Below are 26010 nucleotides of genomic sequence, written 5' to 3'. Positions count from 1 at the left end.
TTTTTATCCCAATATTGGGGACACTAGTGTTATATTTTTATCTAAAAAAATGATTTTAGGAGTTGCAATAATGAAGACTAAGGTTATACGTTATTATCGTTTCGGCGAGCCGAACGAAGTGCTGTGCATAGAGGAGAAGGAGTTAGTGCCCCCTGGACCCGGTGAATTAGCGATCAGGATGCGCGCTCGGCCTATTAATCCTTCAGATGTCATTCCCGTTCGAGGCGCATATCCGCATCGAACGGCATTGCCAGCTGTACCTGGGTTCGAGGGAGTGGGGATCGTGGAGGCAGTAGGACCTGGAGTATCCAATCAACTGTTAGGCCAACGCGTCTTACCGTTGAGAGGCGAGAACACATGGCAAGAGATGGTGAAAACTTTGGATCGACATGCGATCATTGTGCCTGATGAAATTAATGATCAATCGGCAAGTCAGATCTACATTAACCTAATAACAGCTTGGCTGATTTGTACGGATATACTTCATCTTACGTACGGCGATACCTTGATTGTCAATGCTGGTGGTTCCGCGATTGGGCGAATCTTCGCTCAATTATCGAAGATTCTGGGATTTCATATGATTGCGCTCACAAGAAATGATCGCCATATGGCTGATTTATATCGACTTGGCGCATTTTCGGTCCTGAATACGATGGAAGAGTTGCTACAGGAGAGAATTGCAGAGTTAACGGAGGGACATGGCGCTACTGCGGCCGTCGACTGCATCGGAGGTGCAGACGGAGAGAAGCTCGTAAGTTTTCTAAGGCCGCATGGCACGGTAATCAGCGTCGGACTGCTCTCAGGTATCTCACCGTTATGGCATGAGATGACCCGCGGAACACAAGTCAACGTTAAACTCTTTTGGCTGAAACATTGGGTAGAACGATGTTCGCAAGAACGATGGGAACAGGTATTCAATGAAGTAATTGAGTTAGTTCGAGAAGGTCGACTACTGATGGCAAACATTGGGGCGACGTTTGGATTGGAAAATGTGAAACAGGCCATTGCAGCCTCTGAATTGAGCATCGAGGGAAAGATTCTTCTATTAAGTTAATGCAATAGATTATAAAAATATTGAAGTATAGGACGCTTTTCGTTTTATGAGGTTAGCCAATAAATATTGGTTAACCTTTTTTAATTTTCAAAAAAAGGTACACAAAAGATACAAAATGAACTAAAATGAACTTATATGAACATTATCTGACTAACGAAAGGAATGGATTAATGATGCAAAACCGTTATGCTGCACACCCGAATGAAGTGAAAAACTATGATACATCCCGTCTGCGCGAGGAATTCCTGATGGAGCAATTGTTTGCCACAGATGAATTGGTAACCGTTTACTCTCATGTGGATCGTTATATTGTAGGAACGGCTGTACCTCAAAGCAAGGATATTGCACTTGAAGTGAATCTGAAGGATATCGGAACGAACTTTTTCCTGGAGCGTCGTGAAATCGGTATCATTAATGTTGGAGGTCATGGAACTGTGACAGCTGACGGCCAAGGCTACGAGATTGGTGCGAAGGAATGCCTGTACATCGGCAGAGGTGTAAAAGAAGTTGTGTTCAAGAGCAACGGCAACGATCAGCCGGCTCAGTTTTATTTTGTATCTACACCAGCTCACCACACGTATCCAACAGTAAAAGCAACGCAAGAACAAGCTCAGCCGAACCACCTCGGTAGTATCGAAAGCTCGAACGAACGGACAATCTACCGTTATATCCACCAGGGAGAAGGCGGAATCCAGAGCTGTCAGCTGGTGATGGGCATTACGGAACTCGACAAGGGCAACATGTGGAATACCATGCCTGCACATACCCACAACCGCCGTTCCGAAGTATACTTATATTTCAACCTGCCGGAAGATGGTGTCGTATTCCATATGATGGGCGAGCCAAACGAAACACGGCATCTGGTTGTACGTGACCGTCAGGCCATCATCTCTCCTAGCTGGTCCATCCACAGTGGTGTCGGTACGAGCAGCTATACGTTCTGCTGGGCAATGGCTGGTGAAAACCAGACGTTCGAGGATATGGACGGCGTGGCGATGAAGGACCTGAAATAGGTGCGTAAATTCCAAAGAAACAGGAAGTTGATCTGTGATGAATCCATTGAAAAGACATGAAAAAATTATGGAGGCTTTGCTGGAGCGGCAGGAAGTCACCGTGAGTGATCTGAGTGAACTGCTACAGGTGACGGGCAAGACCGTTCGGGAGGATCTCGATAAGCTGGAAGGCATGGGATTGCTCGTACGTGTCCACGGGGGTGCGATGCTGGCTCAGAATGACCAGTATGGCATCCTCACGAGTCGTGGTGCTACGGAAAAGCATCATTCGGAGAAGACGGAGATTGCCGAGCGAGCTCTTGCTTATATCCGGCCAGGAGATATTGTTGCGCTGGACGGCGGAAGCACCACGTTGGAGATGGCGAAGCGAATGGATAATCAACCCATTACCGTGGTCACCAATGATCTGTTCATTATTGCTGAGCTGACCAAAAAGGAGCAGGTGCGACTGGTTGTCCCCGGCGGAGCAAGAGTCCGTAATATGCTGGTAGGAGACGATACGGCGGCCTTCATTTCCGGTCTCAACATTCACAAAGCGTTTATCTCAACGACGGCACTTCATCCGGAATTTGGACTTTCCATATATACAGGAGATCTGGTGCCACTAAAAAAAGCAATGATCTCAGCTTCTCAGCAGGTCTATGGCGTCGTGGATCATTATAAATTTGGACAATTTGCCCTTCGGACTTTTGCGCACTGTTCGGAGTTGGACTGCATCATCAGCGACAGTCGGCTGGATGAGGAAACAGCAGCCCTGTACAGGCAAAATGGCATCGAAGTGGATTATCAGAGCTGACCTTCAGTTCCACAGTGGTTACGTGACTGCCGAGGCTGAAGAAAACGGTTTGCAACCCAATAACCATGCGGAGGAATCATTCATGAACCCATTTGATTTAAGCGGACAAGTTGCACTTGTCACTGGCACATCAGGAGGTCTGGGGCAAGGAATGGCGATTGGCCTTGCTGAAGCCGGTGCGGATGTTGTGCTGGTGTCTTACTCCAATCCATCGGAAACAGCCCGTGCCATTGAGGCTCTAGGACACAAAGCGTATGTGATTGAAGCTGATTTGAGCCGTGAGGACGAATTGACCGGGGTGTTTGAAAAGGCATTAGCCTTTCAAGGGAGAATTGATATTCTGGTCAATAATGCGGGAATTATTCGTCGTACACCTGCAGCCGATCACGGTCAGCAGGACTGGCATGATGTCATAGGGCTTAACCTGAATACGGTATTTTTCCTGAGCCAGTTGGCTGGCAGACATATGATTGAGCGAGGAAGCGGTAAGATCATTAATATTGCCTCCATGCTGTCTTATCAGGGCGGAATTAACGTGCCAGGATATACGGCCAGTAAACATGGGGTAGCCGGTTTAACGAAAGCACTCGCAAATGAATGGGCAGGCAAAGGTGTTCAAATCAACGGGATTGCACCAGGCTATATGGAAACAGACAATACGACCCAGATTCGCGCCGATGAAAATCGTTATCGTGACATCACAGCACGGATTCCGGCTGGACGCTGGGGAACACCTGAGGATCTGAAAGGTCCGGTTGTTTTCCTGGCATCGGCGGCTTCGGATTATTTGAATGGTCATGTACTGAATGTGGATGGCGGCTGGATGGCTCGTTAACCCTGTCAGCGATCAGATTGCAAAGGAGACAGTGACATGAAACTTGGTATTCTTGCGCATACGTTTGGCAAACAGCCTACAGCACAGCTTGCACAGAGCATCGCGGATAACGGATTTAATTCGGTCCAGCTGGCATTAGCCAAGGCGTTGTCGGATGTGGATTCGGCTAATGGCAAGCTGAGCCCTGGACTGGCGAACGAGATCGGAGATCAATTTGCACAGCGTGGAGTCAAGATTGCGGTACTGGGCTGCTACATCAACCCGATTGATCCTGATCCTGTGGCCCGTCGTGCAGACATTGATCGATTCAAGGAGCATCTGCGTTATGCCCGGGATTTTGGTTGCAGCATGGTGGCAACGGAGACCGGTGGCTTGGATACGTATCGCGACTCTCATCCGGACGGATATGAAGAAAAGGCGTGGACGGTGCTGCGAGAGACGGTAGAGGAACTGGCGGAAGAGGCGGAAAAGTGGGGCGTTCATGCGGCGATTGAGCCTGTATCTACTCATACGCTTCATACACGTGAACATATGATCCGCCTGTTTGAAGAAATTCCTTCATCCAATCTGGGCATGCTGTTCGATCCTTGTAATCTGATCAAACAGCCGCATGTGGCTGACCAGTCTGCATTCCTGCGTGAAGTGATGGAAACGCTATATCAGCGTATCATTGTCATTCATGCCAAAGATGTGGCGTTCAATGCGCAGGGTGAGAAGTTCAATCCGGTGCCGGGTGAGGGCATTCTGGATTATCCGTTATTTTTTGAACTATTGAAGACTTATAAACCACACATTGATATTTCACTAGAAGGGGTCACGGCGGAAGAAGCTGTCCCGGCGGCCAAGCATTTACGTGAGATATGGAGTGGCGTTCGGGTATAAACGGTATAAATTCGCGCAGAAGTTCAGCAGGTGATGGTTGAAAAATATCCGAAAAACCTTTGCGGAAGCAAAGGTTTTTTTGGTGTAGCAGTCTTCATTATACATAATTAATATTTCTCATCGGAAAAATCGGAAATACTTCTTTTCAAAAGCGACATCTTGTGAGAGAATATGGAAAACATACGCCACCATGTCATGACAACTAGGGATTTGCCAAACGTATAAGTTAAGGGAGGAAACAGATTTATGTCAAACGAACGTGAGCTTTCATTTGAAACATTGGCAATTCATGCCGGCCAGGAGATTGATCCGACCACCCATGCACGTGCAGTACCGTTGTACCAAACAACATCCTACGGATTCCGTGATACGGAGCATGCAGCCAATCTGTTTGGATTGAAAGAGTTTGGCAATATCTATACACGTCTGATGAATCCGACTACGGATGTGTTCGAACAACGTATTGCTGCACTTGAGGGAGGCGCGGGTGCACTGGCTACCGCTTCCGGTCAGGCAGCGATTACGTTCTCTCTCTTAAACATCGCAGGTGCGGGAGACGAGATTGTTTCCGCAGCGAGTCTGTATGGAGGAACGTACAATCTGTTCTCAACCACACTACCGAAACTTGGCCTGGATGTAAAGTTTGTTGATTCCAGTGATCCTGAAAATTTCCGGGCGGCGATTACGGACAAAACAAAAGCATTGTACGCTGAAACGATCGGTAATCCGCAAGGCAACGTACTGGATATTGAAGCTGTGGCAGTCATCGCCCATGAACATGGCATTCCTTTGATTGTAGACAATACATTCCCAAGTCCATATCTGCTTCGTCCAATCGAGCATGGAGCTGATATTGTCGTTCACTCGGCTACCAAATTTATTGGCGGTCACGGTACTTCCATCGGTGGAGTTATTGTGGACAGTGGCAAATTCGATTGGAAAGCAAGTGGCAAGTTCCCGGGACTGACTGAACCGGATTCCAGCTATCATGGTGTCGTATATACGGAAGCGGTTGGACCGATTGCTTATATTATCAAAGCTCGTGTACAATTGCTGCGCGACTTGGGTGCAACGATCTCACCTTTCAATTCATGGTTGCTCATTCAAGGACTGGAGACACTGCATCTGCGTGTTGAACGTCATAGCAGCAACGCACTGGCTGTGGCGCAATATCTCGAGAAACATGAGGATGTGGAATGGGTAAGCTATGCAGGTTTGCCGAGTCACCCTTCCTATGAACTGGCACAGAAGTATTTGCCGAAAGGGCAGGGAGCCATTCTGACCTTTGGTATCAAAGGCGGCGTGGATGCAGGACGCAAACTGATTGAAAATGTGAAGCTGTTCTCTCACCTTGCCAACGTAGGTGACTCCAAGTCACTGATCATTCACCCGGCAAGTACGACGCACCAACAGCTGACAGAAGATGAGCAGACCGCAGCAGGCGTTAATCCTGAGCTGATTCGTCTATCTGTGGGCACAGAGAATATTCAGGATATCCTCTACGATCTGGAGCAAGCCATTAAGGCTAGCCAGCAATCCAGCGTTAGTGTTTAATTCATCACGTTAATAATTCATTACCACGAGCCGCTTGTCCTTATGGACGAGTGGCTTTTTTTAATTTTACATCGGCTAAGGTGAAAAACCCATTTACAAATGCAAAGCACAGGCATATAATGAAGCGAAAGTTGTATTGGGTAAAAATAATTGCATAAGTACAAAAATGATTATCATTCTCAATCAAAATGATTTGAAAATCATTCAATAACCATGCTGCTGCGGGATTCCCGCAGCAGCATGTGTCATTTTTAGGGTATTAACAATGGCTCTCATTCTCAATACGACTTTAATTCAGGGGACATGGATGCAGCAAAGCGTAATCCACAACCCGACATTCAGAAAGGATTGTGATTCATATGCAAGCGATACACCAACCCATTCAAACCAAAGCAAAAGCTGAACAGCGTTCAGCCAATACACCTGGCCCAGGCAGGGGGCGCAAACCGGACTTTCGGGTCATGCTGCGCAATAAGGAAATGCAAGCTGCATTGGGCAGTGGACTTTTGATGCTTATCGCCTGGGCAACGGCATCATGGTCTAACCCATTATCCGTACTGCTATATATTGTTGCTTATGCCATAGGTGGATGGACCAAGGCCAAAGAAGGCATAGAGACACTGGTCAAGGATCGTGATCTAGATGTGAATCTGCTCATGATTGCAGCATCACTCGGAGCGGCAGCTATTGGCTACTGGAATGAAGGGGCCATGCTGATCTTTATTTTTGCGTTAAGTGGTGCACTGGAAAGCTATGCAACGGAGCGTAGTCATAAGGATATTTCATCATTGCTGGCGCTCAAACCGGAAACGGCGCTGCGTATTGAGGACGGTAAAATGAATCTTGTATCCATCGATGATTTGCAGCCGGGGGATCTGTTGCTGGTGAAGCCGGGCGAACTGGTTCCGGCGGATGGTGTCGTGTACCGTGGTAGCTCCTTTATCAATCAGGCCTCGATTACAGGCGAATCCTTACCTGTAGACAAAGCAGCTGGTGACGAAGTATATGCAGGTACCATGAACGGTGAAGGAGCTCTATATGTGGAGGTAACCAAATCCGCTGAAGGATCCCTGTTTGGCAAAATCATTAAGTTGGTGGAAGAGGCGCAGACGGAAGTGCCGGATTCCCAACGCTTTATTGAGCGATTCGAGGGGATATATGCCCGTATTGTTGTTGCCGTAACGGTGCTGGTTATTGCGGGAACACCGCTATTGCTTGGTTGGACATGGAATGAGGCGTTTTACAAAGCAATGGTCTTTCTGGTTGTCGCTTCACCTTGTGCCCTGGTTTCCTCCATTATGCCTGTCATGTTATCAGCGATGTCCAGCAGTGCACGTCGCGGTATTCTTTTCAAAGGTGGCGCTCATGTGGAGAATATGGCCCAGACCCGGGTGGTTGCTTTTGATAAAACAGGAACATTGACGATGGGTACTCCACAGGTGACCGATATTATAACGGCTGACGGATATGACCGGACACAGTTGTTGGGCGCGGTAGCCGCCATCGAGAACCTTTCGATGCATCCACTGGCTCGGGCTATTGTGGAGCAGGCAAACAAGGAGCACATCAACCTCCCGATTGCTGAACAGGTGCAGGCTCTGACAGGCTGGGGGATTGAGGGGAAAGTAGACGGCGTTCTCTGGAAAATTGGCAAAACGGATGAATTGGATATGCATCATATCAGTGAGGTAAGTAATGCAAATGATATAGAGAAGCGATTGGGTGCTTCAGATATGAATGGTTTTGCTATGTGGCATGGCATACGTGCCCAACTTGAGGGAGAAGGCAAAACGGTATCTGCCATAACAGCGAACGGGGAGATGGCCGGACTGATCGCGATGAGGGACACTGTGCGCCCACAAGCGGCCGCAGCGGTGAAAATGCTGGAAGCGATGGGTGTGAAAGTGGCTATGCTGACAGGTGATCGTCCCGAATCGGCAGCAGTGATCGCAAGTGAGACAGGTGTGGGTCTGGTATACGCAGGTTTACTACCCGAAGATAAAGTGAAGCAGGTGCATCTGCTTCGTGAACAGTACGGGCAAGTGCTGATGGTTGGGGATGGTGTGAATGATGCGCCTGCACTTGCAGCGGCAACGGTTGGCATGGGTATGGGGGTATCGGGCAGCGGCACGGCACTGGAAGTAGCAGACGTTGTACTGATGAATGACAATATTGAAGAGATTGCCTGGGTGATCAGGCAGGCTCGCCGAGCCCAGCGGACGGTGAAGCAGAATATGTTTTTTGCCATCACGGTAATTCTGGCTCTAATCGCAGGCAACTTCCTTCAAGATGTTGCATTACCTTTGGGAGTGGTAGGCCATGAAGGTAGCACAATTCTGGTAATTCTGAATGGACTAAAACTGCTGCGATAACAAGGTTGGATTGTATAAGTTGAACAACGCTTCTAATTCCGTTAAATCACACGGCGTTTGAACCTTGGGTCAGCGGGTAATGAAACGAAGAGACAATTCCAGAGGAACGTTCCTCACGGAAATTGACTTAGGGAACGTTGTTATTGAAACATTCATTACCATGCAGTTCGGCAATTTGCCGCTGCAACGACATGACAATAAAGGGAGCTGTGAAATATGGGACGTTACGTACAAGTGGAACCGAATGTGAGTGTATTTGTTGAAGATATTGGTCAAGGAACACCGGTTGTCTTTTTGCACGGCTGGCCTGTCAATTATAAAATGTTCGAATATCAATTAAATGTACTGCCGAATCAAGGCATTCGTGCGATCGCAATAGATTTCAGAGGTTATGGCAAGTCGGATGCCCCGTCCACAGGCTATGACTACGACCGGATGGCGGACGATGTTCGTGCCGTGATTGATGATCTGGAGTTGACCGACGTGGTTCTGGCAGGCTTCTCCATGGGTGGAGCGATTGCCGTGCATTATATGGCCCGCCATGCGGGACATGGTGTATCCAAGCTGGCGCTATTGTCTGCCGCGGCACCAGTGTTCACGCAGCGTGAGGGTTATCCGTATGGATTGACTCCAGCACAGCTCACCGAGCAGATTATTGAGCCGATCTTCGCAGATCGTCCGAAGCTGCTGGAGACGTTTGGCGGCATGTTTTTCGCGAAGGAGCACAGCCAGCCGTTTATGGATTGGTTCCATGCACTCGGTATGGAAGCTTCGTCTTACAGTACCATTAACAGTGCGATTGCCCTGCGGGATGAGGATTTGCGAGGTGACCTGAGTTCGATTCAGGTACCTACAGCCATTTTGCACGGGAAGAAGGATGAGATTTGCCCATTTGAGTTTGCCGAGGAGATGCACAAAGGCATTGCCGGTTCTCAATTGATTGTTTTTGAAGAGAGCGGTCACGGGGCTTTCTATGATGAATTGGAAAAATTCAATGCCGAATTAATTCGTTTTATCAAATCCGGATTGTGATCGTCATACGACCTTTACAGATCGTTCCAACGATTTCATTCAATCTTCATTTGTGAACAAAAAAAGAACCTGGAAGTTCAGCGAGCTGCTGTCCTTTCAGGTTTTTTGCCGTTCATTAATGTGTTCATATGAAGGCTGTTCTTTGTTCTTTCCATTAAAAGAGTTCAGTCAGACCAATCATCGTGATCAGTCCAAGCAAAAAGGAAACCGTTGCCGCCCGTGCATTGCCGTCGCCGTGGCTTTCGGGAATCAATTCCTTGTACACGATGAACATCATCGCACCCGCTGCAAAGGCCAGACCGTAAGGAACCAGGCCGGACACCAGGCTACTGAGTGTGTAACCAATCATGGCTGTAACAATCTCAACTGCACCCGTCAACGTGGCGATACCGAGCGCTTTGAAGCGACCGATGTTCTGATTGACGAGGAAGAGGGCGACCAGGAATCCTTCCGGCGCATTCTGCAATCCAATGGAAAAGGCAATCAGATTGCCAAGTCCTGCGTCACTGCTTGCGTAGCTGACACCTACCGATAGCCCTTCGGGCAGGTTATGCATGGTGATGGCTGCAATGATCATGAAGGCTTTGGCTTCAATTTTGAAAGGCATCTTCTCGGGATTTTCCAGATCCACATGGGGAATCTTCATCTCCAGCACAAGCAGAACCATGCTGCCCAGCATGATACCAAGGGCAAGTACAAACAAATTGGATTGCCCGAGTGCTTCCGGTATGAGATTGTACACCGAGGCAGAGGTCATGATGCCTGCTGCGTAGGCAAGCAAAATATCACGCAGGCGGTGGGTTACTTTGCGCATAAATAGAATAGGTATGGCCCCTAGGCCGGTAGACATGGCTGAGATAAAGCTGCCAATGAGTGCATCGTTCATGCTTCCATTTTCCCTCCTGATGAAGACTTCTTCATAATCGCTGCCGAGCATTGACACCGTACATAAAAGAGATCATAATGAACAACAGATTAGAATGATTATAAATTAGAATTCCGTTTCTGCATAGGTTAATTGTCATAACGGGCAGTTCATGTGGACATGATGTAGGCTTTCGTTCTAGTGTATGCAAAAGCCTTTGCTTTTGATGCCGGAGAGCCTGACCTTTTTGCAGAACCCGGGGGAGGAACTATACATGTATAAATCAATTATTATTGGAACAGGCCCTGCAGGGCTGACAGCAGCAATCTATCTGGCACGTGCCAACTTGAACCCACTCGTTATTGAAGGACCGCAACCTGGTGGTCAACTGACAACAACAACAGAAGTAGAGAACTTCCCAGGTTTCCCTGACGGCATTATGGGTCCTGAACTGATGGACAATATGCGCAAACAAGCAGAACGCTTTGGGGCAGAATTCCGTACAGGCTGGGTAAACAACATCGATATGAGCGAGCGTCCATTCAAAATTCAGGTTGAAGGCATGGGTGAACTCGTATCCGAAACTTTAATCCTGTCTACTGGCGCATCTGCTAAATACCTTGGTATTCCTGGAGAAGAAACGAATGTTGGCCGTGGTGTCAGCACTTGTGCGACATGTGACGGATTCTTCTTCCGTAATAAAGAGATCATCGTTATTGGTGGTGGCGACTCCGCACTGGAGGAAGCGAGCTTCCTGTCCCGTTTCGGTTCCAAAGTGACCCTGGTACACCGTCGTGAAGAACTGCGTGGTTCCAAAATCATGCAGGATCGTGCACGCAGCAACGAGAAAGTGGAAATGGCATTGAACCGTACCCCTCTTGAAGTGCTGGCAGGCGACAACGGCGTAACTGGATTGAAAGTGCTGAACAACGAAACAGGTGAAGAAGAAATTATCCCTGCTAGCGGTGTATTCGTTGCAATTGGTCACACACCAAACACTGGATTCCTGGGTGGACAGATCACAACCGACGAACACGGTTATATTTTGACTACACCGGGCACATCTGAAACCAATATCCCAGGCGTATTCGCATGTGGTGATGTACAGGATACCCGTTACAAACAAGCGATTACAGCTGCAGGTAGTGGATGTATGGCTGCGATGGATACAGAGAAATATATTGAGAGCCTGGAGCACAGCGCAGTAGCCCTGTAAGGGAACTGCTTTGACCAATAGATTAGCTATAAAAAAACAATATGAGGTGAATAAACATGGAAAACGTAATTGTATACACATCAACCAACTGCCCAAACTGCAAATCGGTAAAAAGCTTCCTGGCTGACAAAGGCATCTCTTATGAAGAGCGCAATATCGAGACAAGCGACGAGTTCGCACAACAAGTATGGGATATGGGCGTACGTGCCGTACCACTGACTGTCATTGGAGAACACCGTATTCTGGGTATGAACAAAACTCAATTCGCCAAAGTGTTGGACGCTTAATTTACCCAATATAGGGTAAGTTCAAGTCACATGCAGCTATTCCGGTTCGCGCGAGCCGTTTGAATATATATTGGAGAAGCCTTAGTCCGAATCAGGACTGAGGCTTCTTTTATTTGCAACATGAAAAATCCCCTTTCACAGCTACAACAGAGCACATGTTTCATGAACTCTTTTGTGGACGTAAAAGGGGATTTGACTTTAAAATCAAACATATTTTATCTTATCTAAAAAAAGATACTCATAAAGGTCTGAAATACTACATACACCAGTACGCCTGACAGCATGTACATGAAACCAGCCTTCTTTTTGCTCTGAAACAATCGAAGTATGCCAAGGCTGAACAGCGGCGCAAGCACGATCAGGAACAGGAGTACGGTGACAAACATTTGCGCCGAGATATCTGAAGTATCCACGTAGGTCACGAATTTTCACTCCGTTTCGTCATCGGAATTAACACAGCGACATTCATGCCGCCATGACAAAAATCACATAACCCTATTATACCTCTGGATTTCTTTAACAAAAAGGGAGGAAATGGGGCGAAATGATGTCAATTTTCATCCGTTATTAGACGGACACTCTTATTTTACCTAGAAATTGGGAAATTGCTGAGTAAGCGGCACCAACACGTGTAGAACGACTGCCCAGAGCAGCCCATTCAATCTGCAAACTTCGGCGGTGATAGGGCAACGTTCGCTCCTCCACCACTTGTTTCATCGCCGTTTCAATCCATTGTCCTGCTTCAGAAAGAGGGCCGCCAATAATGATGCGCTCAGGATTGAAACTGTTGACGATATTAGTGATGCCTACCCCCAGTTTACGGCCGATTTCCTCGTATAACTTCAATACATCTTCATGGCCTTGTTGTGCATAATCAATCAATTCCCGTGTCGTATGTGCTGGCAAAAGCAACTGATGATCCGGGTGCTCATAAGCTTTCTCCGAAGCATATAACTCCCAGCAGCCACGATTGCCACAGGAACAAGGTCTGCCTTCTGCTTCAATGGACATATGGCCTGTTTCTCCGGCATACCCCCAAGCTCCTTTATACAGCTCGCCATCCACCATAATGCCTGAACCAATCCCGATGCCTGCACTGATATAGATCAGATGACGAACTCCAATGCCCGCACCAAAATTCAACTCTCCGTGAGCGCCTGCATTCGCTTCATTATCGATCGTCACAGGCAACTCGAAAGCTTCCTCCAGCATGGCGCGTAGCGGGACCTTCTCCCACCCCAGGTTGGGTGCAAACAGCACCGTTCCTTCTTCGTCTACCATGCCCGGAACCCCGATTCCAATACCAATTACCCCGTGAGGGGAGGGAGGGGCTGCCTGAATCAGATGTTCTGCCGCAAGTTTCAACTGTTCAAATACAGAGGGTACATCATGATGTTCCAGCTTCACGGCGTACTCTGTGATGATATGACCTTCCAGATCGGTAAGCACACCCTTTAAGTGTGTCACGCTAAGTTCCAAACCTACGGCATATCCCGATGTACCGCGAAATAGCAACATCAGAGGTTTACGTCCACCGCTGGACTCCCCAGGGCCAATTTCCTGCAGGAGTTCATCATTGATCAGATCGGCAACCAGATTGGATACCGTTGCTTTATTCAGCCCTGTAATCTCGGATACTCGCGCACGGGAGAGGGGGGCATGACGCCGAATCGTATCCAGTACGATCGACTTGTTTATTTTTTTGACCAGCATCTGGTCTCCGGTAATTTTCATATCGATAAGGCACTCCTATTCTTCTATAAAAGGGTTCAGACCCGCAATCCGTAAACAAGCTATTCGACTATTATAGCGTAAACAAACGTGCAAAAAAAATTTTATTTTTACTTTGTTTAACCAATAGACAAAGTATAACTGATGTGTTAGGATAACGTTGTAAACGATTACTTTCAAAACTATTGAGGAGGCATTTTACATGGCCTATTTTGAATCCGTTAATAAAATTTCGTTCGAAGGTAAAGATTCCACGAATCCATTTGCTTTTAAACATTATAACCCGGAAGAAGTTGTAGCCGGCAAATCGATGGAAGAGCACTTCCGTTTCGGCATGGCTTACTGGCATACATTAACAGCGGGCGGTAGTGACCCGTTTGGTGCGGAGACTGCTGTTCGTTCTTGGGATAAATACTCCGGTCTGGACCTCGCGAAAGTACGCGTGGAAGCAGCATTTGAATTTTTGGAAAAAATGAATCTCCCGTTCTTCTGTTTCCACGATGTGGACATCGCACCAGAAGGCAACAGCCTGCGTGAGTTCTACAGCAACATCGATACCATCGTTGATTTGATTGAAGACCACATGAAATCCAGCGGCAAAAAACTGCTCTGGAACACAGCGAACATGTTCTCGAACCCACGCTTCATGTTTGGTGCAGCTTCCACTTGTAACGCAGACGTGTACGCTCACGCTGCAGCACAAATCAAGAAAGGTCTGGAAGTGGGTAAACGTCTGGGCGCTGAAAACTATGTATTCTGGGGTGGTCGTGAAGGTTACGACACATTGCTGAACACAGACATGCAACTGGAGCAAGACAACATTGCTCGCATGTTCCATATGGCTGTAGACTACGCGAAGGAAATTGGCTTTGACGCACAATTCCTGATCGAGCCTAAACCAAAAGAGCCAACGAAACACCAATATGATTATGATGCAGCAACTTCCATTGCTTTCTTGCAAAAATACGGTTTGGACAAACACTTCAAACTCAACCTGGAAGCAAACCATGCTACACTGGCTGGTCATACATTTGATCACGAAATCCGCGTTGCTCGTACAAACGGCATGCTTGGTTCCCTCGATGCCAACCAAGGCGACATGTTGATCGGTTGGGATACGGATGAGTTCCCGGTTGATATGTACGATGCTACATTGACGATGTACGAAGTATTGAAAAACGGCGGTATCGGACGTGGTGGTGTGAACTTCGACGCCAAAGTACGTCGTGGTTCCTTCGAAGCAGACGATCTGTTCCTGGCACACATCGCAGGTATGGATACGTATGCTAAAGGTCTGAAAGTAGCAGCGAAATTGATTGAAGATCGTGTATTCGATGACTTCATCGAAAAACGTTACAGCAGCTTCAGCGAAGGTATCGGTGCAGATGTGGTTGCAGGTAAAGCAACACTGGCTTCCCTTGCAGAATACGCGCTGAACAACGAAAGCCCACGCAAAAACCAATCCGGACGTCAGGAATTGCTGAGAGCAAAACTCAACCAATACATCCTGGCTGACTAATATTGTGTTTCACCTGTGCAAGGCATGGCATGTGACGACCATGCCTGCCCTGTACAAGCTTGTACCACGGAACGCCTGAACAAGCATGACATTCGGACCGTTCCCGACTTTCCCCTGGGAAGGCGGGGACGGTTTTTTGATTAAACAAAAAAAGCGGTTTTTAAATTTTTGATATAAATGAATAATTTGCATGCAGAACGGAGTGAGCAGAAAGGACCCGAGGAAGCGAAGCGGTCGCATTTATCCCCGGATTTCACCCTTGCTAAAGGGGATAAAGGAAATCCGGGGGTAACGGCGATCCGAGGGTTTTCTGATCACGGAGTGGCTTCATGCTCAATCGAACTCCATTTATACAACCATGAAAGAAACGAGGGATATCTATGAGTTACGTAATTGGTGTCGATCTGGGAACAAGTGCAGTTAAAACGGTGCTGGTGAACCGTGAAGGGAAAGTAGCGTTTGAAGCTTCCGAGGCTTATCCGCTGTACCAGCCCAAAGCTGGATACAGTGAGCAGAACCCGGAGGATTGGGTAGAACAGACCATTGTGTCGCTGCGCAAATTGCTGGAGGTGTCCGGCGTACATCCTTCGGAAATCGAAGGGCTGAGCTTCTCCGGACAGATGCATGGATTGGTGCTGGTGGATGCCGAAGGTAAACCTCTGCGCAATGCCATCCTGTGGAACGATACACGGACAACGGCTCAGTGCCGCCGCATTGAGAAGGTACTGGATGGCAAATTGCTAAGCATTGCCCGCAACCGTGCACTTGAAGGTTTTACACTGCCCAAAATTCTGTGGGTACAGGAGAACGAACCGGAATTGCTGCAACAGGCGGCCTTGTTCCTGTTGCCGAAGGACTATGTACGGTATCGCCTGACAGGTGATTATGCTATGGATTATTCGGATGCAGCAGGCACTTTGCTGCTGGACGTTGCAGGCAAGCAGTGGAGCAAGGAAATTGCGGAAGCATTTGAACTGCCAGTATCCTTGTGCCCACGTCTTGTGGAGTCTTTTGAAGAAGTGGGCACATTATTGCCTGAGATTGCCGATCAAACCGGACTTGCAGCGGCAACGAAAGTTTATGCAGGTGGTGCCGACAATGCGTGCGGTGCCATTGGCGCAGGCATTCTGAGTGAAGGACAGACGATGTGCAGTATCGGAACGTCCGGGGTAGTGCTTTCCTATGAAGAGCGTAAGGATCTCGATTTTGAAGGCAAAGTGCACTTTTTTAACCATGGCGAGAAAGATGCCTTCTATATTATGGGGGTAACGCTGGCGGCAGGATACAGCCTGTCCTGGTTCAAGGATACTTTTGCAGCTGACAAATCATTTGATGTGCTCTTGCAGGACATTGATGCGATTCCAGCGGGAAGCAACGGGTTGTTGTTCACGCCTTATATCGTTGGTGAGCGCACACCGCACCCGGATGCGAACATTCGTGGCAGCTTTATTGGCATGGATGCCGGTCATAAGTTGGAGCATTTTGGACGTGCTGTGATGGAGGGCATTACGTTCTCGCTGCGGGAGTCCATCGATATTCTGCGTAACGCTGGCAAAACGGTAAACGAAGTCATCTCCATTGGTGGTGGTGCCAAAAATGAAGCCTGGCTGCAAATGCAGGCCGATGTCTTCAATGCTACCATTGTGAAATTGGAAAGTGAGCAAGGCCCAGCAATGGGAGCGGCGATGCTGGCAGCTTATGGCTGTGGCTGGTTCCCGTCTTTGCAAGAATGTGCAGCAGCGTTCATTCGTCCTGCCAAATCCTATGCACCTAACCCGGAGACGGTTAAGGTGTATGACGGACTATTCGCGCTGTATCAGGATGTGTACGGGCAAACACGCAGCCTGAATGATCGTCTGGCCGCATATCGTTGAGTGTCCGAAGACCTCTTTCTATATCAAGATCTCAATAGGCCATTAACTATTAAGCCAATGAAATATTACATTAAGGAGGCACCTGCCAAAGCGGGTGCCTTTTTGTCATTGTCCACGAAAAGAAGGACATATCGTATTTTGAAGATTTCTAAACGTCATGAAAGGTTTCCCCGCCAGACATAACCCTGTTCCAGGCGCGCATAGATTAGATATTGAGGTTAACAGGGGTTCTACCATTTTAATCATCCATAGCACATCAGTTATTACGCGTGACAGACTCAGCCTGGAGGTGGGGAGTTGGAAGATCGTGAAGCAACCACGAGGCCGCATGTCACCTTGTCCATGATTGTCCGCAATGAGGAGCACAGGTATCTCAGACAGGCGTTGGAGACTCACCGACCATGGATTGATCGTGCGGTGATTATTGACGACGGAAGTACGGACCAAACCGTCGCTTTATGCCAGGAAATGCTGGAGGGAATTCCGCTTACGTTGATTGTGAACCCAGCCTCCCTGTTTGCAGATGAGGTGAGTTTACGCAAACAGCAGTGGGAAACAACAGTAGCTACCGGACCGGAATGGATCTTGAACCTGGATGCGGATGAAATTCTGACAACGGACTTTGGCATTGTTCGGAATCAACTGTTGGGTGGAACGGAGGACGCCATTTATTTCAGGTTGTTTGATATGTGGAGCGATACACATTACCGGGAAGACCAATACTGGCAGGCTCATGCGTATTATCGGCCATTTCTGGTCCGATACCGACCGGAATGGAGTTATGAATGGAAGGAAACGCCGCAGCACTGCGGCCGTTTTCCGCTAACCATCCAGCATTTTGCCTATGGATGTCATTCCCCTCGGGTGAAGCATTATGGTTGGGCGCGTGCAGAGGATCGGATTCGTAAATACGAGCGCTATCAGACACTGGACCCGGATGCGAGATATGGCTGGAAGGAACAGTACGAATCCATTTTGGATGCAGAGCCAAGACTCCTGCAATGGTTGGAATAAGGGAAGGAGGACATTGGATTTGAAGAAGGAAAAGGAAAAAGGAAAAGAAGTGCCAAAGGAAAAGATTCTTATTGCAAGTCCTGTTCGGCAGACGGCCCCGGTACTACGTGAATTTCTCCAGTCCTTGGAATCGCTTGAGCGAACGACGGTAATGACAGACTATCTGTTTGTGGATGACAATGAAGAAGAAGCGGCATCTAATATGCTCCATGAGTTTGCACTTCGGCATGAAGGCAACTTTTTGGATGCCAATGTAGATGAAGCAGATGCCAATCAGGGAAAAGGAATATACAACAAGGATGAGGGTGGGCATTATTGGCGCGACGAACAGATCTGGCGAGTAGCCGGACTGAAAAATCGTATTTTGGCATATGCCCGTGACCGGGAGTACGATGCCGTGTTCCTGATTGATTCCGATCTTGTTCTGCATCCACGTAGTTTGGAACAGCTCGTATCGAATAGGAAGGAGATCATCTCCAATATCTTCTGGACACGATGGCAGCCGGGCACAAGGGAAATGCCACAAGTCTGGTTGCAGGATGAGTATGCCCTGTTTCGCAAGGGAGGCAAACGTAATCCAGAGGAGGAAGCAGAGGACGAAGGTACACAAACGGATGCATTCCTGAGGCAATTACGTACGCCGGGTTGTTATGAAGTGGGGGGACTTGGGGCATGTACCCTTATTCGCAGGAATGTATTGGAGTCCGGGGTTTCCTATGACCAGATTCCGAACGTATCTTTCTGGGGAGAAGATCGCCATTTTTGTATCCGTGCTCAGGCATTAGGGTTTCGTTTATATGTGGATACACATTTTCCGGCTTATCACATCTACCGACTATCTGAATTGCCGGGAGTAGCTGCTTTTAATCGCAGAGCCATACGAGGAGAGGAATCGATCAGTATTTCGCTGTGTATGATTGTGAAAAATGAAGAGGCTTCCCTTGCCAGATGTCTGGATTCGGTTAATGGGATTGCTGACGAGATTGTGATCGTAGATACGGGTTCGACGGACCAGACACGTCAGATTGCTGCTCGTTATACGGAACGCATTATCGATTTTGAGTGGGTGGATGATTTTGCGGCAGCACGGAACTTTGCCTTTGAACAAGCAAAAAGTGAATATATATTATGGTTGGATGCAGATGATGTGTTTGAAGCGGATGACCGGGTGAAGCTCATTGAACTGAAGCGTTCCCTGGACCCTGCTGTGGATAGTGTTACGATGGATTATCATCTGTCCTTTACGGCGGAGGGCCAGGTGGCATATAGTCTGAGACGGAACCGGCTGGTGCGCAGGGATCGGAATTATCGCTGGATTGGTGCCGTGCATGAATATCTTGAAGTGGCAGGTCATCTACTGCATAGTGACGTTGCAGTCACGCATAAGAAAGATAAGGAATACACAGATCGCAATCTAAAGATTTATCGTAAACGCGAACAGGCAGGGGAGGAATTTTCTCCGCGTGATTTATATTATTTTGGCAATGAACTCAGAGACCACGGGCACCTTGAAGATGCAGTACAGTACTATGGGAAATTTCTGGATACCGGACTGGGATGGGTGGAGGATCAGATTGCAGCATGCCAGAAGATAGCTGATTGCGAGGTAGCACTTGAACATTCGGAAAAGGAAGTCTCGGCATTACTGAGATCCTTTGCCTTTGATTTGCCGAGGGCAGAGATCTGCTGCCGATTGGGTGGATATTTTGCCGACCGTACCGATTACCGCAAAGCCTTATACTGGTATGATCAGGCGACTCGCGCCGTACGCCCGACCGATCCAATGGTAGTATTGAACGAAGCTGCATGGACATGGATGCCGCATTTACAATTGTGTGTGTGTTATGACAGGATGGGCAATCGGGCCAAAGCCAAAGAGCATAATGACATTGCTTTGATGTACCATCCGACACATCCCAGCATGTTGTATAATGATAAGTATTTTAAAGATCTGGAGAAGAAGGATAATGTGCTGGAAAATGCTTAGAACAAACCTCTCTAATGGAGCAAAGAGGATGAATAATCCCTTTTTCCATGGAGAGGTTTTTGTGTTTCCACTTAACTTTATACCGGAGACATTGATGTACACTCTCTCACAAGAAATTGGATCAAATGATTTCATCCAGGGGAGGATATGCTTTACAATAGTGACTAACGGAAAAGCGGTGATAACGAATACTTGTCTTCGGCTGCCGAATCTATGAAACAAGGGGAAGTTGGCATGAATCTGACGGAAGTATTATTGGAATCGAGACTGGTAGCTATTGTGCGTGGGATTAGCCGGGAATCTGCTCAGGCAGCAGGGCAAGGGATGACTGATGGTGGAATCCGTTTGATGGAAGTGACACTTAACACACCTGGAGCACATGATATTATTGCAGACTGGCGCGAACGGCATGAGGGTAGGGCTTATATCGGGGCAGGCACGGTACTGAATGTGCAGATGGCTAAAGAAGCCGTTGCAGCAGGTGCTCAATTTCTCGTTTCTCCTAATGTCGATCTGTCTGTTATTGAATATGCTGTAGAACATGGAGTGGAGATCTGGCCCGGTGCGATGACTCCAACGGAGATTGTGGCTGCCTATGAAGCAGGAGCAAAAGCGGTAAAGCTGTTTCCAATGGCGAGTCTGGGTATTCCGTATTTACGTGAAATCAAGGCTCCATTGAATCATATTCCACTGCTTGCAACAGGCGGAGCCACTCTGGATAACATTGCAGATTATTATGTTGCTGGTGCGGCGGCAGTGGGCCTTGGAAGTGCACTTTTGCCACGAGAAGCACTTGCAGCAGGGAACGATGAGCAGATTGCTGCTTGCACTCGTGCATTTGTGGAAATAGCGAAAATCGAGGGTTGAACATTGAAGCTAGCGGAAGTGGATTAGACATATCAGGGTATATATAAGAAGTGCTTTCGGACCATTATATAATATAAGAAGTGATGTGGATTAACGTCCTGTTAACCTTGCTGTCGTATGATGGAGTTAGACCAGAAAACGGAGAGGAGTGACACCAGTGAAAGCTAAAACGATGATTGGCGGGATGATTGCTGTTGCCGCAGTAACTGCAGGTGGTTTATGGAAGGCAGCGGTGAAGAGTCAGACCCCCAAAAAGATTCCGATTACGCTCACACCGCCCATGCCATTTGAGGATATAACCTTCGAGAGTGGAGGCGGGCGAGTGCATGGCTGGTTCATTCCGGCTGGAGCTCATATGCCGAAGCCTTGGCCGTTGGTTATTATTGCACATGGATGGGGCTCCAACCGATCATGTGTCCTCCGTTATGCACGTCCCATTTGGGAAGCAGGTTACGCACTCTTTATGTACGATGTTCGAAGCCATGGAGCCAGTGATCCGGTTAAAGCGGCGTCTGCCTACCTTTTCCGTGATGATCTGTTGTCAGCATTGCAATATACGTCGTCAAGGCAAGAAATTGATCCTGCTGCAATTGGTGTGCTTGGGCACTCCTTGGGCGGACTCGGGACGATCCTTGCTGTAACGGAGGGCATTCCTGTATCAGCGGTGATCACGGACTCCATGCCATCCCAATTCGAGGTTATCGTCAGTTCGGAGCTGAGACGGCGGCGTCTGCCTCTGTTTCCATTGGCCCAGTTGATTCCGCGGATCTGGTTCTGGCGGCTTGGAGAATCTTTGAAAACGTATCGTCAGCGTGATCCAGTCATGCTGCTGAATGAACGGCGCAAGGGAATGCAACTGCCGATGCTTATGGTACATTCCAAAGGGGATAACTTTATTCCACCAAGCGAACTTGAATATTTTATGTCCAAAGCGGATCCGCCTGTAGAGCATCTATGGGTCAATAGTGGAGGCCATAGCTGTTCAGAAGAAGATCCTGCGTTCTGGAATACGGTGATTCCTTTTTTGAAAACTCATGTACAGGTGCAGGCTCAGTCCAATGAACCAGTTATACCGAACGTCAATAAAGATAAAATTCGGCCCACTTGATGCTCAGGCTGATCGTCGAAACGCCAACCCGGTTGGCGTTTTTTTGCTGTTTCTATAAAATATGCAGAAATTCACATTTGTAAAATTGTTGGGAAAATGACGATTAAAAAGGAAGCTTATGGTATCATAGAATAGACTGGCAATATTCATGCGAGGTTATTTTGCATGCATCCTTGTATGAAATTGAAGGGAGAGGTCCAGATTTGAGTTTTGATTGGAAATTTAATGTACGATTCAAAATGTTTACAGCCAAAGCGGCTACAGCAGCCATGGCAACTTTGCTTCTGGCATCACAGACACCAGGGTTTGCAGGCAGCGCGTCGGCAGCGACAGCGGAGCAGGTAACAGAATCCGCAGCGGGGGAAACAGAACAACAACTTGGATTAACAGACAACGAGGTGCCTGAAGGAGCCAAAATCTCCTCCAAGCAAGCCAGCGAGAATATACTAAAATTATTTCCATTGTTAAAAAAGGCGACGATTTCATACGCACGATTTGATTCACCGAATTCTTTTCCACCACCAGATTACAAGGCGTGGGAGATTGGCTTTCAAATTGTTGAAGGAAACCATACGATGGGATTCGGTGCAACGGTACATGCGGGCACGGGGGAAGTGCTAAGCGTACATATGCCTTCTGAATTACTGGATAAGCAGTCTACTGATTCTGAAGTCAAATTGACCAAAGACGAGGCTGAGAAGCATGCAGAGGCATTACTATTCAAAGCTATTCCCGGATTAAAAGAAAATGAGTATGCTCCTCTTGGAGATCTGTACCAATCCAATGCACAGCAATCTTTGTTTGGTAGAACGGAATATCGATATGGTTACCAACTCAAACATGAAGGGTTGCTGTCTGAGGCAGAGACGGTCTACATAAGTGTGGATGAAAGTGGCCTGGTGACAGGCTATTCAAGAAGTACAACGGGAGCTGAATATCCTTCATCGAAGCCTGCAGCATCGGAAGAGAAAGCCAGTCAACGATTTGAGGAGCAGTTTGATGTACAGCTTGCCTATATCTCGACTGATCGTCTATCCTCGCTCAAAGGACAACAGTATTATCTTGGTTATATGCCGAAAAATTCAAGCATGGTTCCGCTGGATGCAAATACACTGGAGCCGATTAACGAAATGACTGGAAAAGCTATTGGAGCTGAAGATTCTTTACAGCAGAATAAACCTTTAAAAGGAAGTGAAGCTCCTTTTGTCGCAGCGAACGGTCAGAAATTAAATGCACAACAGGCCGAGAACATCATTAAAAAGAACTTTGATATTCCGAAAGGTTACAAGTTGGAGCATAGTCAGTTAAGCAAAGGTGAGTATGCGAGTCCTAACAATCAAGTCTGGAGCCTGAGCTGGAGCAATCGAAATGCGAATGTATCCTACATGTTCATGCGAGATATTTCGGCACAGGTAGATGCGTTTACTGGACAGATTTACAGTTACAGCTTGTATCAACGGGTGGAACCAGGCGCAGCGCAGGAGAAACCGGCGGATCAGAATGAGACTAAGTCCGTAACCCGGACACAAGCCGAGAAGCTTGCAATCAACAAGGTGATTGCATTGGTTCCAGGTGCATCAGATCAATTCCGGTTGTCCAGCGTGCTTGAATTTGAAGGTGCACGTACATTTATGTTCCAGCGCTACATGAACGGAATTGCGGTTATGGATGATACAGTACAAGTACAAGTCTTGAAGGATGGGGCCATCAACGAATTCTATACAAGGATTGCTGCAACGCCTGAACAGTTGCCTGGAAACACCAAACCAGCCATCAGTTATGAAAAGGCAAAGGCGACCTATCTGGAAGCATTCAAGTTAACAATGGCATACTCCCGCTACGGTGGTTATGCCTTGAGTACTGGTCAGGTCGTTCCTTCGGGTGTAAACCTGGTTTACCGGCCTACACGAAATGAAAATTCAATTTCCTCCAGTTATGAAGTACTTGATGCTAACACAGGAGAATGGAAGTTTTTATATGGTAGTGGAAATACCGCTGCGAATGTTCAACCTAGTGATATTTCGGGTCATGTGGCGGAGGCTGCACTTCGGAATATGACTCAACATGCCGTAATTCTTTCAGATGATCAGGGACGTGTATTCCCAGACCGGGTTATCACCAAGGGTGATTGGTTTACCTATCTCGCAAGAGCAGTTAACCCGAATATGGATATGTATTACAGTGGGAACGGGAGTGAGAAGCTATATGCTGACATTACCCCGGAGAGCCCTTATTACCAAGCTGTGCGGACATTGATCGATCAGCGCTGGTTAGCAGGTGCCGACTCTGAAACGAAGCTAAATCCAGAAGAGGAGATGACTCGTGAAGAGCTGGCTGTACTGCTCGTGCGCATTTTGCGCTATGAGAAACTGGCCGGATTCTACACATTGCCATCGGATCTTCCCAATCTGGCAGATGCCAGTGCAGTCAACAATAAGGGAGCTGTGTCCCTAAGCATCAAGCTGGGGTTGTTGCCGTCGATCGAAGGACGCTTCATGCCTGCACGCAAAGTGACGGTTGCCGAAGCAGCTCAGGTATTGGAACGTCTGGCCAAGCTTCAGGGCAAAACGGATACCTTTATGAGCGGCAATCGTTTATATTGATTTGTGTTTGTTGCATAAATACCCGGAAGAGTCATATGATGAGGATAACGGGTAGGTTAGGTTTGTTTTACTGAAGACAGGGGGACCTTCTGCGGAGGGTCTCTTTTGATGCTTTTCGACAAAACTAGAAGCCTGCCGTCAATCCCTTTTGTGATACAATGAGGCATGAGAATTTTGCAAAGAGAGGTGGTATCCTTTCATGGGCAAGCACGGAAAACGAGTGATAACCCTGCTATTGGCTGGTTGTCTTGTCGCTGTGGCACTGCCACATGCAGTCGATCTGGATCAGCTGTACGCGGCGTCGGGAACATCGGACATATCCACGAATACGGAGCTGCGCGAGACGTTGCTTAATGCGATGTCCCAGCGTACGGAGGAACTTGTTTTTACATACAAAGGTAATGTGAAAGGCCTCAAGAAACAGTTGCAGAGCTCTATTGATGAAGCAATGACCAGTGATCCTTATATTCAATATACCGTTAAAAGTTACGCATTTAATTATAAAGGCTCCAATGTATCCGCAGAGGTACATGTGAAGCTGGCATATCGCGAAACGAAGGAACAGACCGATTATGTGAACCGTAAGGTGACCAACGTGCTCAAAGAAATTATATTACCTGGCATGACAAATCATGAGAAAGTTAAAGTCATTCATGACTGGATTGTACTTAACCTTTCCTACGATACATCCTTGCAGAAATATACTGCATACGATGGACTTGTTACCGGCAGTACTGTATGCCAGGGATATTCATTGCTGGCTTATCGCATGCTGGAGCAGGTGGGTATAGAGAACCGGATTGTGGAAGGAACGGCTGGAGAGCAATTACACGCCTGGAATCTCGTCAAGCTGGATGGTAAGTGGTACCATATGGATACAACGTGGGACGATCCTACTCCTGACCGTAAGGGCAAGGTAAGTCACAATTATTATTTGCTCAGTGATGATGAGATGGCACGTGACCATGTCTGGACAGCTAAAGGCAAGTATCCTGCTGCATCTGCCCCCTATCGTGAAGCTTTGCAAACTTTGGTGAAGGCGGGAGGCAGCAAGGCAATCGCGTATCAAAAGCTGTATCATACGCTGGAATATTCGCTATATGATGAAAATGATGCGGTTAGTGGTCATTCCGCGCTAAAAACAAAAGTTCAGAGTGTGCTCAAGGATGGCGGAACCTCACTGACTTTTAGATACAAAGGTACTGAGACAGGGCTAGTAGAGGATTTGCAGGATTTGTATCAGCTTGGCATGAAGTCGATATCGTATTACGTGTCCAACATGGAGGATACCGTCGATCTGCGTGTGAAGATTACCTGGACCATGTGACAACAGCTGAAATGATGAATTTAAACGTGTTTTAAGACAGGGGCGCTTCGTTGAGAAGCGTTCCTTTTTGTGTT

The 26010-nt window shown here is 47.6% G+C and carries 21 protein-coding genes and 1 pseudogene; 19 read left to right on the top strand and 3 right to left on the bottom strand.

Going from position 1 to position 26010, the window contains the following annotated elements:
• The first annotated feature begins 70 nt into the window (after nt 1-70).
• The 8 genes from RS891_RS27195 to RS891_RS27160 all read left to right on the top strand — a co-directional run bounded on the left by RS891_RS27195 (nt 71) and on the right by RS891_RS27160 (nt 9538).
• Complete coding sequence (locus RS891_RS27195; protein WP_315793676.1) at nt 71-1054, top strand: zinc-dependent alcohol dehydrogenase family protein; 984 nt, start codon at nt 71-73, stop codon at nt 1052-1054.
• 173 nt (nt 1055-1227) lie between these two features.
• Nucleotides 1228-2067 (top strand): 5-dehydro-4-deoxy-D-glucuronate isomerase, encoded by an 840-nt coding sequence (gene kduI, locus RS891_RS27190; RefSeq protein ID WP_076291293.1) that lies wholly within the window; start codon nt 1228-1230, stop codon nt 2065-2067.
• 37 nt (nt 2068-2104) lie between these two features.
• Nucleotides 2105-2863: a DeoR/GlpR family DNA-binding transcription regulator gene (locus RS891_RS27185; RefSeq protein WP_167434846.1), complete on the top strand. Its 759-nt coding sequence runs from the start codon at nt 2105-2107 to the stop codon at nt 2861-2863.
• 82 nt (nt 2864-2945) lie between these two features.
• A complete protein-coding gene (gene kduD / locus RS891_RS27180; RefSeq protein WP_315793675.1) occupies nt 2946-3698 on the top strand; it encodes a 2-dehydro-3-deoxy-D-gluconate 5-dehydrogenase KduD in 753 nt (250 codons plus the stop codon).
• 36 nt (nt 3699-3734) lie between these two features.
• The gene (locus RS891_RS27175; RefSeq protein WP_315793674.1) at nt 3735-4580 is read left to right on the top strand and encodes a sugar phosphate isomerase/epimerase family protein; all 846 of its coding nucleotides are present in this window, start codon (nt 3735-3737) and stop codon (nt 4578-4580) included.
• 246 nt (nt 4581-4826) lie between these two features.
• On the top strand, nt 4827-6134 hold the full coding sequence (locus tag RS891_RS27170; protein ID WP_315793673.1) for a homocysteine synthase: 1308 nt from the start codon (nt 4827-4829) through the stop codon (nt 6132-6134).
• A 359-nt stretch (nt 6135-6493) separates the two neighbouring features.
• Nucleotides 6494-8506, top strand: coding sequence for a heavy metal translocating P-type ATPase (locus RS891_RS27165; RefSeq protein WP_315793672.1), 2013 nt, complete (start codon nt 6494-6496; stop codon nt 8504-8506).
• Between the two features lie 216 nt (nt 8507-8722).
• Nucleotides 8723-9538: an alpha/beta fold hydrolase gene (locus RS891_RS27160; protein ID WP_113055410.1), complete on the top strand. Its 816-nt coding sequence runs from the start codon at nt 8723-8725 to the stop codon at nt 9536-9538.
• A 154-nt stretch (nt 9539-9692) separates the two neighbouring features.
• Here RS891_RS27160 and RS891_RS27155 read toward each other — a convergent pair whose 3' ends face one another.
• Nucleotides 9693-10424, bottom strand: coding sequence for a ZIP family metal transporter (locus RS891_RS27155; protein ID WP_053779008.1), 732 nt, complete (start codon nt 10422-10424; stop codon nt 9693-9695).
• 253 nt (nt 10425-10677) lie between these two features.
• On the opposite strand from RS891_RS27155, the gene trxB reads away from it, so the two are divergent.
• Nucleotides 10678-11619, top strand: a complete 942-nt coding sequence (gene trxB / locus RS891_RS27150) for a thioredoxin-disulfide reductase (protein ID WP_113055409.1) — start codon at nt 10678-10680, stop codon at nt 11617-11619.
• Between the two features lie 56 nt (nt 11620-11675).
• Nucleotides 11676-11906 carry a glutaredoxin family protein gene (locus RS891_RS27145; protein WP_113055408.1) on the top strand — a complete coding sequence of 77 codons (231 nt, stop codon included), beginning with the start codon at nt 11676-11678 and terminating at the stop codon, nt 11904-11906.
• 224 nt (nt 11907-12130) lie between these two features.
• Here the strand turns inward: RS891_RS27145 and RS891_RS27140 are convergent, their stop codons facing one another.
• Nucleotides 12131-12328, bottom strand: a complete 198-nt coding sequence (locus tag RS891_RS27140) for a hypothetical protein (protein ID WP_053779005.1) — start codon at nt 12326-12328, stop codon at nt 12131-12133.
• A 145-nt stretch (nt 12329-12473) separates the two neighbouring features.
• Nucleotides 12474-13640, bottom strand: a complete 1167-nt coding sequence (locus RS891_RS27135) for an ROK family transcriptional regulator (protein WP_315793671.1) — start codon at nt 13638-13640, stop codon at nt 12474-12476.
• Between the two features lie 199 nt (nt 13641-13839).
• Between RS891_RS27135 and xylA the strand changes: the two genes are divergently transcribed.
• The 9 genes and pseudogenes from xylA (at nt 13840) to RS891_RS27095 (ending at nt 25936) form a co-directional block, all read left to right on the top strand.
• Nucleotides 13840-15156: a xylose isomerase gene (gene xylA / locus RS891_RS27130; protein ID WP_315793670.1), complete on the top strand. Its 1317-nt coding sequence runs from the start codon at nt 13840-13842 to the stop codon at nt 15154-15156.
• Between the two features lie 380 nt (nt 15157-15536).
• On the top strand, nt 15537-17030 hold the full coding sequence (gene xylB / locus RS891_RS27125; protein WP_315793669.1) for a xylulokinase: 1494 nt from the start codon (nt 15537-15539) through the stop codon (nt 17028-17030).
• Nucleotides 17031-17327: 297 nt separating this feature from the next.
• Nucleotides 17328-18044, top strand: a complete 717-nt coding sequence (locus RS891_RS27120) for a glycosyltransferase family 2 protein (protein WP_315793668.1) — start codon at nt 17328-17330, stop codon at nt 18042-18044.
• Nucleotides 17968-18528 (top strand): annotated as a pseudogene (locus RS891_RS31755) (hypothetical protein); the annotation flags it as partial. The gene RS891_RS27120 and the pseudogene RS891_RS31755, both read left to right, overlap by 77 nt.
• Nucleotides 18529-18957: 429 nt before the next feature.
• On the top strand, nt 18958-20031 hold the full coding sequence (locus RS891_RS31750; protein WP_220095255.1) for a glycosyltransferase: 1074 nt from the start codon (nt 18958-18960) through the stop codon (nt 20029-20031).
• A 234-nt stretch (nt 20032-20265) separates the two neighbouring features.
• Nucleotides 20266-20898: a bifunctional 4-hydroxy-2-oxoglutarate aldolase/2-dehydro-3-deoxy-phosphogluconate aldolase gene (locus RS891_RS27110; protein WP_113055403.1), complete on the top strand. Its 633-nt coding sequence runs from the start codon at nt 20266-20268 to the stop codon at nt 20896-20898.
• A 157-nt stretch (nt 20899-21055) separates the two neighbouring features.
• Nucleotides 21056-22006, top strand: a complete 951-nt coding sequence (locus tag RS891_RS27105; RefSeq protein WP_315793666.1) for an alpha/beta hydrolase — start codon at nt 21056-21058, stop codon at nt 22004-22006.
• Nucleotides 22007-22209: 203 nt separating this feature from the next.
• Nucleotides 22210-24609, top strand: coding sequence for a YcdB/YcdC domain-containing protein (locus tag RS891_RS27100; protein ID WP_315793665.1), 2400 nt, complete (start codon nt 22210-22212; stop codon nt 24607-24609).
• Nucleotides 24610-24808: 199 nt separating this feature from the next.
• Complete coding sequence (locus RS891_RS27095; RefSeq protein ID WP_113055401.1) at nt 24809-25936, top strand: transglutaminase domain-containing protein; 1128 nt, start codon at nt 24809-24811, stop codon at nt 25934-25936.
• Nucleotides 25937-26010: the final 74 nt, after the last annotated feature.

This window comes from Paenibacillus sp. BIC5C1 (assembly GCF_032399705.1).
Classification (GTDB): domain Bacteria; phylum Bacillota; class Bacilli; order Paenibacillales; family Paenibacillaceae; genus Paenibacillus; species Paenibacillus taichungensis_A.
This window is presented reverse-complemented; position numbering and strand designations above follow the sequence as displayed.